Source organism: Streptomyces sp. NPDC035033 (assembly GCF_040636735.1).
Classification (GTDB): domain Bacteria; phylum Actinomycetota; class Actinomycetes; order Streptomycetales; family Streptomycetaceae; genus Streptomyces.
This window is the reverse complement of sequence record NZ_JBEZUZ010000067.1, coordinates 17,408-29,552: the sequence shown is the minus strand read 5'-3', so window position 1 is coordinate 29,552 and position 12,145 is coordinate 17,408. Positions and strand designations below refer to the sequence as shown.

Genomic DNA, 12,145 nt, shown 5'->3' with positions numbered 1-12,145 from the left:
GCCAGGGATGGTTAGGTTAGCCTTACCTAAAATTCGACCGAGGAGAGTCACCGTGCGCGCCGCCCCCTCCCCCGCCCTGCCCCAGCAGACCGCCGCGGAGCAGGTCCGCTCCGTCCTGGCCCGGGCCATCTCCCTCTCCCTCACCGTCGACGGACAGACCTACGACCTGCTCGGCGCGCACACCGTCGGCGCCCGCGGCCGGATCACCCTCCACCCGCCCGCCGACACCCCGCTCTCCGCACACCTCGCCCGCGCCCCGTTCGAGGCGCCCGGCGTCCGCGTCGACCTCACCGACATCGCCCCCACCGCGCTGCGCGACCGGGTCCGCGCCCGGGTCGCGCTCACCGGCCGGCTCGTCCCCGCCGTCCCGGGCGACCCCGGCGCGCTCCGCCTCGACCTCGCCCGCGTCACCCTCCGCACCGGCGCCGGGACCGAGGACGTCGACCCCGCCGCGTACGCCCTCGCCGCCCCCGACCCGCTCGCCCTCGACGAGGCCGCGCTCCTCACCCACCTCGCCGACGCCCACGCCGACCTCGTCTCGGAGCTGGTCGTCCTCGCCGGCTCCCGCCTCCCGCACGGGCTCGTCCGCGCCCTCCCGCTCGCCATGGACCGGCACGCCGTCTCCCTGCGCTGCGAGTACGGCGAGGGCCACTGCGACCTCCGCCTCCTCTTCCCCGCCGAGGCCCGCGACGCCGCCACCGCCGGCGACATGGTCCGCCGCCTGCTCACCGCCCCGCGCTGCGCCCACCACCACGACCACCGCTGACCGGTCCGGCGGGCGGCGGCCGCCGGGAAACCGAACAGACGGACGGGGGCGTCCCCTCCCCCATGAACCGGATCACACACGGTCTCCGCCAGCTCCTGCGCTTCGCGCTCCTGGAGGCGCGCTGCTGCGCCTTCGCCGTGGCGCTCGTCGGCGGCATCGCGGTCTCGGCGCTCCTGCCCGAACTGCCCGTCGCCCGCTACGACCTGCTGCTCGGCTACGGGATCGCGCTCACCGTCCTGGCCCGGCGGCTCGGCTGGGACAGCGGGCGGGACGTCGCGGTCATCGCCGTCTGCCACCTCATCGGCCTGCTCTTCGAACTGGTCAAGGTCCGGATGGGGTCCTGGAGCTATCCGGAGGAGGCGGTCACCAAGATCGGCGGCGTCCCCCTCTACGGCGGCTTCCTGTACGCGGCCGTCGGCAGCTACGTCTGCCGCGCCTGGCGCCTGTTCGACCTGCGCCTGACCGGCTACCGGCCCCGGGCCATGGCGGTCCTCGCCGCGGCGGTCTACGTCAACTTCTTCAGCCACCACTGGCTGCCCGACGCCCGCTGGGTCCTCGCCGCGCTGCTGCTCCTCGCCACCGCCGGCACCTGGGTCCGCTTCCGGGTCGGCGAGCGGGACCACCGGATGCCGCTCGCCCTCTCCTTCGTCCTCATCGGCTTCTTCCTCTGGATCGCCGAGAACGCCGCCACCTACGCGGGCGCCTGGAGCTATCCGGACCAGCTCGACGGCTGGCAGCCCGTCTCCGTCGCCAAGTTCGGCGCCTGGTCGCTGCTGATCACCGTCACCTTCGTCCTGGTCTACGGGGCGGGCTCCTCGCCCCTGCGGATGCCGAGGCTGGCGAGGAGGTCCTCGTGGAACTCCATCCAGACGGTGTGGCAGGAGTCGGCGCGCGGGCGGTCCACCCAGGAGAACTCGCCCCGCCGGACCCGGGAGAGGGCGGCGGCGAAGCGGTCGCCGTAGCCGGCGAAGCGGGCGAGCCGGACGCCGAGTTCGGCGGAGAGGGTGTCCAGGACGCCGCCGAGGACGGTCAGCTCGTCGAGGATCCGGGCGTCCCAGGCCGTGTCGCCGTGGGTGTTCACGGCGAGCCGCCCGGTGCCGTCGGGCCGCAGCTGCCAGTCGGTGCAGGCCGTCAGGCAGCGGGCGTTGTACGCGAGGAAGGCGGCGTACCGCTCGCGGACGTACGGGCCGAGCCCGGTCCGCGCCAGCTCCTCGGCGAGCAGCCGCTCGCCCTCCGCCCGGCCCGCGTCGGTCAGGCTCCAGCCGGAGGTGCCGGCGAAGGAGCTCCGGGAGACCCGGCCGTACGCCTGGAGGTCCAGCAGCAGCTCGCCGACGGCGTCCGGGTCGAGGCCGAAGCGCGCCGCGGCCTCCGTCTCGGTGGTCATGCCCCGCAGCCGTACGGCGTGCAGGACGAGCAGGTCGGGGGAGGAAGGGGTCGCCATGGGAGAGAGCCTAGGCAACCCGTACGGCGGTCGCGGCGTCCTTCCCCGTACCGATCCGGTTCCGACCTCCGACCGACCAAGGACAGCTGATGAGCGACAAGGCCCGCGTCCTCTTCGACGCGCTCGACCTCGACCACGACGGCGCGCTGACCCGCGCCGAGGTCATCCGGGCCCTGCGGGAGAAGGGGCCCACCCTGGCGGCGCGGGGCGTGATCCCCTTCTGGGGCGTCGTCGGCGACGACGGCTCCGCCGCGCTCTTCGACGCGGCGGACCAGAACGGCGACCGGGTCCTCAGCTTCGAGGAGTTCGCCGCCGTCGTGGACCGCCGCTTCGGGTGGTGACTCCCGCGCCCCGGGGTCAGGTCCGGGGCGCGGGAGCGGCTCAGGCGCGCAGCCAGACCGCCGTGTCCGGCGGGAGGGTGCCGGCGGGGCCGAGGGGGCCGCTGGCGAGGAGCCGTTCGCGGTGGGCGGGGAGGTCCACCGGGCCGCCGGAGAGGTTGACGACGCAGATCAGGCCGTGGTCGCGGGCGAAGGCGAGGACGCCGTCGGCGGCCGGGAGCCAGGTGAGCGGTCCGTCGCCGAAGCCGGGTTCGGCGCGGCGCAGGCGGAGGGCGGTGCGGTAGAGGCTGAGCATGGAGGCGGGGTCGGCGCTCTGCCGGTCGACCGCGTAGCGGCCCCAGTCGGCGGGCTGCGGCAGCCAGGGGTCCGTGCCGGGCCGGGTGCCGAAGCCGTACGCGGGCGCGTCGGCCTCCCAGGGGAGGGGGACCCGGCAGCCGTCGCGGCCGGGGTCGGTGCCGCCGGAGCGGAAGTGCATGGGGTCCTGGATGCGGTCGGTCGGGACGTCGGCCTCGGGAAGGCCCAGTTCCTCGCCCTGGTAGAGGTAGACGGAGCCGGGGAGGGCGAGGGTGAGGAGGGCGGCGGCGCGGGCGCGGCGGGTGCCGAGCTCCAGGTCGGTGGGGGTGCCGAAGCGCTTCTTCGCGAAGTCGAAGGCGGTGTCGGCGCGGCCGTAGCGGGTGACGGTGCGGGTGACGTCGTGGTTGCAGAGGACCCAGGTGGCGGGGGCGTGGACGGGGGCGTGTTCGGCGAGGGTGTCGTCGACGGCGCGGCGCAGCCGGTCCGGTTCCCAGGGGCAGGCGAGGAAGGCGAAGTTGAAGGCGGTGTGGAGCTCGTCGGGGCGGAGGTAGCGGGCGAAGCGCTCGGCGTCGGGGAGCCAGACCTCGCCGACGAAGACGCCGCCGTACTCGTCGGCCACCGCCCGCCAGGAGCGGTAGACGTCGTGGATCTCGTCGAGGTCGATGTACGGGTGGGGGTCGACGCCCTCGGTGAAGTCCCGCAGCTCCGGGTCCTTGGCGAGGAGGGCGGCGGAGTCGACGCGGACGCCGGCGACGCCGCGTTCGAACCAGAAGCGCAGGACCTCCTCGTGCTCGCGGCGGACGTCGGGGTGGGCCCAGTTGAGGTCGGGCTGTTCGGGGGTGAAGAGGTGGAGGTACCACTCGCCGTCGGGCACCCGGGTCCAGGTGGTGCCGGAGAACTGGGAGGGCCAGTCGTTGGGCGGGAGTTCGCCGTGCTCGCCGCGGCCCGGGCGGAAGTGGAAGCGGGCGCGCTCGGGGCTGCCGGGGCCGGCGGCGAGCGCCTCCCGGAACCAGGCGTGCTGGTCGGAGACGTGGTTGGGGACGATGTCGACGATGACGCGCAGGCCGAGTTCGGCGGCCTCCGCGATCAGCTTCTCGGCCTCGTCGAGGGTGCCGAAGGCGGGGTCGACGGCGCGGTAGTCGGCGACGTCGTAGCCGCCGTCGACCATCGGGGAGGCGTACCAGGGGGTGAACCAGACGGCGTCGACGCCGAGTCCGGCGAGGTGGGGCAGGCGCGCCCGGACGCCCGCGAGGTCACCGGTGCCGTCCCCGTCGCCGTCGGCGAAGCTGCGCGGGTAGACCTGGTAGATGACGGCGTCGCGCCACCAGTCGGCGGTGCGGGTCGGGAGGGGGGCTGCCACGTGACGGTCCTTTCGGGCGGGGAGGAGGGCGGTGGGAGGGGGCGGAGGGGTGGCGGGCGGGTCAGCCCTTGAGGCCGCCGGCGGTGAGGCCGCCCATGATGTTGCGCTGGAAGACCAGGAAGACGAGGAGGGTCGGCAGCGAGGCGATGGCGAGGGCGGCGACGAGGACGTTGACCGGGACCCCGTTGGAGAGCGAGTAGATGCCCACGTTGAGGGTCTGCTTCGCCGGGTCGGGGAGGGTGAGCATCGGCCAGAGGAAGTCCTTCCAGACCCCGACGACCGCGAAGATCGACACGACGCCGAGGATCGGCCGGGAGACCGGCAGGACGATCGACCACAGGATCCGCAGGGGGCCGGCGCCGTCCAGGGCGGCGGCGGAGAGCAGTTCCTGGGGGATGGAGTCGAAGAACCGCTTCAGCAGGAAGATGTTGAAGGCGTTGGTGACGGACGGCAGCCAGATCGCCCAGGGGCTGTCGAGCAGGTTGCGTTCGACGATCGGCACGTCGAGCACGGTGAGGTACTGGGGGACGACGAGGACGGTCGCCGGGATCATCAGGGTGGCGAGCATCATGCCGAGGATCGCCTTGCCGAGCACGGGGCGCAGCTTGGAGAGCGCGTAGGCGGCGGCGACGTCGAGGACGAGCTGGAAGGCGAGCGCGCCGAAGGCGTAGTAGAGGGTGTTGAGGAGGAGGGTGGCGAGGTCCATGACCTCCCAGGCCCGGGTGTAGTTCTCCGGTTCGAAGGTGCCGGGGATCAGGGTGGGCGGGGTCCGGACGACCTCCTGGGCGTCCTTGAAGCCGCTGGAGGCGAGCCAGTAGAGGGGGCCGAGGAAAACCAGGGTGAAGAGGACGAGGACCAGGACGAGGACGGCCCGGTAAGCGGCCCTGCCGCGGGGCCGGGCGAGCCGGGCCGGTGAGATGAGCGTGCGTGTGGACATGTGTGACTCCCCCGGTCCTACTCGTCCTCGGCGCGGCTGAGCTTGACGTACGCCGCCGAGAATCCGGCGAGGAGCACGAGCAGCAGGAGGCCGAGGGCGGCCGCGGCGCCGTAGTCGTTGAAGTTGAAGGCGTACTGGTAGATGAGGTACACGACGGTGGTGGTGGACCCTTCGGGACCGGCGCCGCCGGTGAGCAGGAACGGTTCGACGAAGACCTGCATGGTGGCGATGACCTGCATGAGGAGCATCAGCGAGAGGACGAGCCGGGTCTGCGGGATCGTCACGTGCCAGATCTTGCGGAGCAGGCCGGCGCCGTCGAGCTCGGCGGCCTCGTACAGCTCGCCGGGGATGGACTGGAGCGCGGCGAGGTAGATCAGGGTGGCGCCGCCCATGTTCATCCAGGTGGAGGCGATGACGACGGCGAGCAGCGAGATGTCCGGGTCCTGGAGCCACTGCTGTTCGGGCAGGCCGAGGAAGCGGAGGAGTTCGTTGAGGAGGCCGTAGCCGGGGTCGTAGAGGTACTTGAAGAGGAGGACGGCGGCGACCGGCGGCAGCATCACCGGGAGGTAGACGAGGAGCCGGAGGTAGCCCTGTCCGTGGCGGAACTCGTTGATGACGAGGGCGGCGGCGAAGGGGACGGCGAAGCCGAGGAGCAGGGCGAGGGCGGTGTAGAGGAGGGTGTTGCCCCACGCCTGCCAGAAGGCCGGGTCGTTCGCGACGGTGCGGAAGTTGTCGAGGCCGACCCAGGTGGTGCGGCCGCCCTCGGTCTTCTGGAAGGCGAGCAGGAACTCCCTGACCATCGGGTACCAGGAGAAGACCGCGAAGCAGAGGACGGCTCCGATGAGGAAGCCGTGGGCGGTCAGGTTGCGCCGCAGGGCCGTGGCGAAGGGGGCCGTCTTGGCCGGCGGTTCGGTGCGAGGGGGCGCCGTGGGGCGCGGGGCGGTGGTGAGGGCCGGCATCGTCGCTCCTTGGTGCTGTGCTGCCGCTGCTGGGGGTGCCGGCGGGTGGGGCGGACCGGGCCGGTCCGCCCCACCCGCCGGGTCACTGGTCGGCCAGGACCTGGTTGACCTGGGTCTCGGCGGTGGCCAGGAGCTTGTCGATGTCGGCGTCCTCGTCGGTGAGGAGGCCGGACATCAGGTTGTCGAGCACCTTGTAGACCTCCTGGGCCTTCGGCGGCTCGGCCTTGCCGGGGACGGGGTTGTCCATGAAGGTCTTGAAGTTGGCGACCGGCATGGTGGCGTGCCGGGCGCGGGCGGCGTCGTCCTCGGTCTTGGACTCGTTCATCCAGAAGTTGGGCTGCGGGACGCCGACCGGGAGGCCGTCGGCCTTGGCGCGGGCCCAGTCGAACTGGCCCTTGCCGACGGTGAGGTTCTTGAAGTTGAGCCAGGCGACGGCGGCCTTGATCTTGTCGGGCGAGATGCCCTTCTTGACCATGTAGTTGTTGCCGCCGGCGAGGGTGTTCCTGCCGCCGGGGATGGGGCCCATGCCGAAGTTCTCGTACGTCGCGCCGAGCTGCTGGACCATGTAGGCGATGTCGTCGGGGGCGGCGAGGAACATGCCGAGCTTGTCGGTGGCGATCTGCTTCTGGAGGTCGCCCCACTTGAGCAGCTGGGTCTTGCCCATGCTGTCGTCCTCCCACCGCATGGCGTGGAGGTTCTTCGCGACCCGCTTGCCGATCTCGTCGTTGAAGGCGGCCTTGGTGCCGCTCGCGTCGACGACGTCGCCGCCGAGGCTGTACATCTGGGCGGTGAAGTGCCAGCCGCCGGTGTTGCCGGCGGAGTACTCGCCGAAGCCGGCGATGCCGTCGCCGAGGGCGGCGATCTTCTTGGCGGCGGCGCGGACCTCCTCCCAGGTGCGCGGCGGGGCGTCGGGGTCGAGTCCGGCGTCCTTGAAGAGCTTGCGGTTGATCAGCAGGCCCATCGTGTAGTTGCTGGTGGGCAGGCCGTAGAGGTTGCCCTGGTGCTTGAGGGAGTCGAGGACGTCCGGGTCGATGTCCTTGAGGAGCGGGACGGTCTTGGGGCTGACGTAGGCGCTGATGTCGGCGGCGCCGTCCTCGGCGAGGACCTGCGGCAGGTCGGTGAAGTAGGTGTAGAAGACGTCCGGCTGCGACTTGGCCTTGAGCATCGCGGTGAAGCGCGGGGGCTCCAGGCACTGGCCGGGGGTGGAGCGGCCCTCGATGGTGACGTTCGGATACGTCTTGTTGAACTCGGCGACGTCCTCCTTCCACTCCTTGAGCTCGGCCGCCTTCGCCGCGGGCGGCATGCAGTCGATGGTGAGCGTCACCTTCGTCCCGGGGTCGAGCGGGATCGTCGGGTCGGAGGAGCCGCTCCGCCCGCCCCCGTCGCCGTTGTCGGCGCTGCTGCTGGTGCCGCAGGCGGCGAGCGCGGTGAGCGCGAGGGCGGAGACGAGGGCGACTGCGGCCGGTCTGCGGGTACGGCGGAGCCGGGCACTTCTCATGAGTGGTCCCCTTCGGGCATCGGCGTGGAGGTGGCCCCGGCGGTGCTGCGCGGGCGGGGCGCGGCACACTCAACCATCCCCGACAAGTGAACGCAAGATATCGCGCTGATTTCGTAAAACCTCGACAGTGAAGCGCAATCACGTCGGTGGGTAAGGCCGGCGCAAACCGCCCGAAGCGGCTCGCACCGGCCTCACCGGGGCCCTTGCGGTCAGGGGTTGAGGTGGATCCTGAAGGTGGAGGTGGTGTTGCGGACGTCGACGGCGTTGCCGCTCATCCGCAGCCCGTTGAAGGTCACCTCGCCCACGGCCGGGCCCTGGCCCGCCTCGGGCTGCTCGTTCGCCCACAGGCCGAAGCCGGACTTCGCGTCGAAGGCGTCACCGGACCTGCGCGCCCCGGTGATCGAGACGTCGGTGAACACCGTGTCCTTGATGGGGAACTGCGGCTGCCCGCCGACGTAGTTCGTCTGGAACATCACCCCGCTGTAGGTGGGGTCGACGATGTCGACGTGGTTCACCCGGATCCCCTGGAAGACCTTCGAGGCGGAGAAGACCCAGATCCCGGGGAAGGTCTGGGAGCCCCAGAAGTGGCCGCCGGCCCGCACGATCGAGATGTTCTCGAAGGTCGTCGGTCCGGTTCCGAATCCGTTCATCGGATACCCGAAGTCCAGCGAGGAGATCGTGATCCCCGAGTAGACCAGGGTGTCGGCGATGTGGATGTTGCGGAAGGTGTTGTCGTAGCCGCCGTAGACGGCCACGCCCGCCGCCCGCCAGGTGAGCGTGCTGGTCAGGTTCTCGTAGACGTTGTTCTTCATGTCCGCGCCGCCCGCGTCGACGGCCGAGAACAGCGCGAAGCTGTCGTCGCCGGTGGCCCGGGCGTCGTTGTTGGCCACCAGGTTGTCCGTCGACCCGTTGGTCATGTTGATCCCGTCGGCGAACATGTTCCGGATGCGGGAGTTCCTGATGGTGATCCGGTCGGTGTCGGCGCCCCAGTAGAGGCACACCATGTGCTCGTTCCAGATGTCGTCGATGACGACGTCCGACACGTTCGCGAAGTCGAAGACCTTGCCCGGTCCGTCGATCCGCGAGGTGTAGTTGCCGAAGTAGGCGAAGCCCTTGAAGAGCGAGCCCTTCGCGGTCGCCTCGGCCCGGAAGCCGACGTCGGTGTTCTCCTGCGTCGGGGGCGCGTGGAACCGGGTGTACCAGGGCCCGGCGCCGACCACCTTCACGGCCTTGCCGTACACCTGGAACTTGCCCGACGTCCGGTACTCTCCCGGCGGCAGGTAGACGCCGGTCAGGGTGCCCGTGGTGTCCATCCGGACCCGGTCGAGGGCGTTCTGCACGTCCTGGTGGCCGAAGCCCGCCGGGACGGCGTACGCCGCCGGGTCCGGGTTCGCCACCGGCGCGACCTGCTCCAGGTTCACGAAGTCGATCGCGTACGTGGAGGTGTTCGCGGCGTCCTTCTGGAGCCGGATCCGGCTGCCGGCCGGCACGGTCCCGCCGAGCATCAGGTGCGCCTCGTCGTAGATGTGCCGCGGCCCGCCGGCGCCCGGGGAGTTGCCGGGCGCGGTCTCGGAGCCGTACAGCCAGGCGTACTTCGACGTCAGCGGCAGGGCCTTCCGGAAGACGCCGTCGACGTAGACGTTCAGGGTCGAGTCGATCCCGCCGCCGCCCGGGGCGTCCGGGATCGAGAAGCGGGTGACCAGGGTGTTGGTCGGGGCCCGGGTGGTGAACTCGACGTACTCGCCGGTCGCGTCCAGGTTCACCGCCCTGCGGCCGGACGCCTCGCCCGCGACGTCGCCGACGGTGCGGTTGGGCCCGACGACGGTCGCGCCGCCGCCCGGGGTGCCGTCCTCCGCCTCGTACATGTCGTACGGCATGTTCGCGCCGCGCCCGACGAAGAGCGGCTGGGTGGCGGTGTTGTTCGCCCGCTTCACCGGCAGCTCGTTCGGGTCGTCGGCGAGGACCGTGCGGACGGTGTACGAGCCGTCGGCGGCCGTCCACGGCCCGAGGCTCACCTCCGTCCGCGCCCCGGCCGCCAGCGGCCCGGTGGAGGAGCCGGTGAGGGTCTTCACGGTGCCGCCCCGCTCGTCCAGGAGCGTGAGGGTCACCGGGTGGGCGCCGGAGGCGGTGGCCACGGTGCCCTGGTTGCGGACGACCGCCTTGAAGGTGACCGCGTCGCCGGCCGAGGGGCTGGACGGCGAGGTGGTGACCGAGTCGGTGACCGGGTCGGAGCTGTCCACCGGCCGCACCACCAGCGCGGTGGGGCTGGTGTACGTGTTGTCGGTCTCGTTCTGCTCGACGACCGCCCCGCCCTCGTCGGCGACCGCGCTCAGCTCGTACGAACCGGCGTCGCGGGCCCCGATCGAGGCCGTGACCGTGGTCTGGGCCCCGGCGGCGAGCGCGCCGACCGCCGCCGTGGCGACCTTCGTGCCGCCCAGACGGACGGCGAGGCCACTGGCGGGGGCGGCGGCGGTGCCGTCGTTGCGGACGGTGGCGGCGACCGTGATCGGGTCCGACTCGACGGGCGAGGCGGGCGAGACGGTCAGCCCGGTGACCCGCAGGTCGGGGTTGGGCGCCGGGACGCCGATCACCTGGAACTCGGCGATCTGTCCGGCGGGGGCGCCGGTGTTGGCGGTGATCCGCAGCTGCACGTCGGCCACCCGGGCGGTCACCGGGATCGTCACCTGGTTGCCGGTCGCGGGGTCGAAGGTGTGGCTCTTCGCGGCGACGAGGCTCGTGAAGCCGGTGGCGTCCTGGGCGCGGCCGAGGACCTCGATCGTCTGGGACCGGGCGCTCCAGGCGGTGCCGGGGTCGAGCTTCAGGACCAGCCGGTCGAGGTCGGCGTTCGCGCCGAGCCGGACGGTGAGGGTGTTCGGGTAGCTGCCGCCGGCGCCTTCCCAGTAGGTGGCCGTGTCGTTGTCATTGGCGTTCGCGGCGGCGTAGGTGTGGACCGTGGACGAGGCGCTGATCGGCTTGGCCACGGCGAGGTCGGAGCCGGTGCCGCCGCTGCCGACGCGGGTGACGCCGTTGCTGTCGCCGGACCGGTTGCCCGCCGCGTCCCTGGCCCGTACGCGGTAGGTGACGGTCGCGGAGGCGGGCTGGGTGTCGGTGTAGGTGGTGACGTCCCCGGCGACGGTGGCGCGCAGGGTGCCGTTCGCGTGGATCTCGTAGCCGGTGACGCCCGTGTCGTCGGTGGAGGCGGTCCAGGCGAGCCGGATCCGGTCGGAGCCGGGCTCCGTGTACGCCAGGTTCGCGGGGGCCGTCGGCGCCTGGGTGTCGCCGGTGTCCCCGGTCCTGGTCACGGCGTTGGAGTCGGCGGACTGGTTGCCGGCCGCGTCCCGGGCCCTGACCTTGTAGGTCACCGTCCGGTTCGCGGGCCGGGTGTCGGTGTACGTGGTGACGTCCCCGGCGACGGTGGTCAGCAGGGCGCCGTCGGCGTAGACGTCGTACGCGGTGACGCCGGTGTCGTCGGTGGCCGCGCTCCAGGTGAAGCGGATCTGGCCGGAGGCGGGCTCCGTGTACGCCAGGTCCGCGGGGGCCGTGGGCGCCCGGGTGTCGCCGCCCGCCGGCCCGTAGACCTCCAGTTCGGAGATCTGGGCGGCGTTCTGCACCGTGTTGGCGGTGACGAGGACGCGGACGTACCGGGTGGTGGTGGCGCCGAAGGAGACCGTCGCGCTGCGTCCGCTCGCCGCGTCGAAGGCGTACGCCCGGGCGGCGGTCAGGTCGGTGAACGCGGTGCCGTCGGTACTGCCCTGGATCTTCAGGGTCTGGCTGCGGGGCTCCCAGCCGTCGGGCAGCCGCAGCACGACCCGGTCGACGCGCAGGGCGGCCCCGAGGTCGGCCCGGAACCACTGCGGGAAGGCGCCGCCGGGGCTCTCCCAGTAGGTGGCGCGGTTGCCGTCGTTGGCGTGGGCGGCCGCGTACGTCTGGGTGTGGCCGCTGGCGGTGAGGGTCTTGCCGGCGGCGAGGTTCGGGGAGGCGCCGTCGGCGCCGTGCACCTCCAGTTCGGAGAGCTGGGCGGCCTGCCAGCCCGTGTTGGCGGTGATGTCGACCCGTACGAAACGGGTCTGGGCGGCCGGGAAGGCGATGGTGACGGTGTTCCCGGCGCCCGGGGTGAAGGCGTAGGCGGCCGAGGACTTCAGGGTGGTGAAGCTCGTGCCGTCGGCGCTGCCCTGCACGGAGAGGGTCTGGCTGCGGCTCTCCCAGCCGGCGGGCAGCTTCAGCACCACCTCGTCGACGCGGGTGGCGGTGCCGAGGTCGGCCTGCACCCACTGGGGGAAGGCGGAGCCGGCGCTCTGCCAGTACGTGCCCTGGTCGCCGTCGGTGATGTGCGCGGCGCCGTACTCGGCGTGCGCGCTGCTCGCCCCGGCGGTGTCGCCCAGGGCGAGGTTGGGGCCTCCGGCGGCCTCGGCGGTCGTCAGGGGACCGCCCAGCGCCAGCAGGCTCGTCGCGATCACGGCGCTCAGGCACCGTGGTCTCCAGTCGCGGATGCTCATCGCTCCTCGTTCTCTGCGAAAGGGTGAACGTCCAGAAATCACGCGGGAATGTCTGT

The 12,145-nt window shown here is 72.2% G+C and carries 8 protein-coding genes; 3 read left to right on the top strand and 5 right to left on the bottom strand.

From position 1 onward, the window contains the following. The first annotated feature begins 52 nt into the window (after positions 1 to 52). From AB0E83_RS24575 to AB0E83_RS24565, 3 genes are all read left to right on the top strand, one after another. A complete protein-coding gene (locus AB0E83_RS24575) occupies positions 53 to 766 on the top strand; it encodes a DUF2470 domain-containing protein (RefSeq protein WP_362115738.1) in 714 nt (237 codons plus the stop codon). A 62-nt stretch (positions 767 to 828) separates the two neighbouring features. Continuing rightward, the gene (locus AB0E83_RS24570) at positions 829 to 1,728 is read left to right on the top strand and encodes a DUF817 domain-containing protein (protein WP_362115735.1); all 900 of its coding nucleotides are present in this window, start codon (positions 829 to 831) and stop codon (positions 1,726 to 1,728) included. 568 nt (positions 1,729 to 2,296) lie between these two features. Further along, positions 2,297 to 2,548, top strand: a complete 252-nt coding sequence (locus AB0E83_RS24565) for an EF-hand domain-containing protein (protein ID WP_362115732.1) — start codon at positions 2,297 to 2,299, stop codon at positions 2,546 to 2,548. 40 nt (positions 2,549 to 2,588) lie between these two features. Here AB0E83_RS24565 and AB0E83_RS24560 read toward each other — a convergent pair whose 3' ends face one another. The 5 genes from AB0E83_RS24560 to AB0E83_RS24540 form a co-directional block, all read right to left on the bottom strand. After that, entirely contained in the window at positions 2,589 to 4,199 is a 1,611-nt protein-coding gene (locus tag AB0E83_RS24560; protein ID WP_362115729.1) for a glycoside hydrolase family 13 protein, read from the bottom strand. A gap of 61 nt (positions 4,200 to 4,260) precedes the next feature. Beyond that, the gene (locus AB0E83_RS24555) at positions 4,261 to 5,136 is read right to left on the bottom strand and encodes a carbohydrate ABC transporter permease (RefSeq protein WP_362115726.1); all 876 of its coding nucleotides are present in this window, start codon (positions 5,134 to 5,136) and stop codon (positions 4,261 to 4,263) included. A gap of 17 nt (positions 5,137 to 5,153) precedes the next feature. Beyond that, on the bottom strand, positions 5,154 to 6,095 hold the full coding sequence (locus AB0E83_RS24550; RefSeq protein ID WP_362115723.1) for a sugar ABC transporter permease: 942 nt from the start codon (positions 6,093 to 6,095) through the stop codon (positions 5,154 to 5,156). A gap of 82 nt (positions 6,096 to 6,177) precedes the next feature. Beyond that, complete coding sequence (locus AB0E83_RS24545) at positions 6,178 to 7,593, bottom strand: extracellular solute-binding protein (protein WP_362115720.1); 1,416 nt, start codon at positions 7,591 to 7,593, stop codon at positions 6,178 to 6,180. A 209-nt stretch (positions 7,594 to 7,802) separates the two neighbouring features. Next, positions 7,803 to 12,089, bottom strand: coding sequence for a discoidin domain-containing protein (locus tag AB0E83_RS24540; RefSeq protein WP_362115717.1), 4,287 nt, complete (start codon positions 12,087 to 12,089; stop codon positions 7,803 to 7,805). Positions 12,090 to 12,145: the final 56 nt, after the last annotated feature.

What these genes read in the sequence shown, in the direction of transcription:
- AB0E83_RS24545 (WP_362115720.1), bottom strand. Translation starts at nt 7,593, where the DNA reads ATGAGAAGTGCCCGGCTCCGCCGTACCCGCAGACCGGCCGCAGTCGCC.
- AB0E83_RS24550 (WP_362115723.1), bottom strand. Translation starts at nt 6,095, where the DNA reads ATGCCGGCCCTCACCACCGCCCCGCGCCCCACGGCGCCCCCTCGCACC.
- AB0E83_RS24570 (WP_362115735.1), top strand. Translation starts at nt 829, where the DNA reads ATGAACCGGATCACACACGGTCTCCGCCAGCTCCTGCGCTTCGCGCTC.
- AB0E83_RS24540 (WP_362115717.1), bottom strand. Translation starts at nt 12,089, where the DNA reads ATGAGCATCCGCGACTGGAGACCACGGTGCCTGAGCGCCGTGATCGCG.
- AB0E83_RS24565 (WP_362115732.1), top strand. Translation starts at nt 2,297, where the DNA reads ATGAGCGACAAGGCCCGCGTCCTCTTCGACGCGCTCGACCTCGACCAC.
- AB0E83_RS24555 (WP_362115726.1), bottom strand. Translation starts at nt 5,136, where the DNA reads ATGTCCACACGCACGCTCATCTCACCGGCCCGGCTCGCCCGGCCCCGC.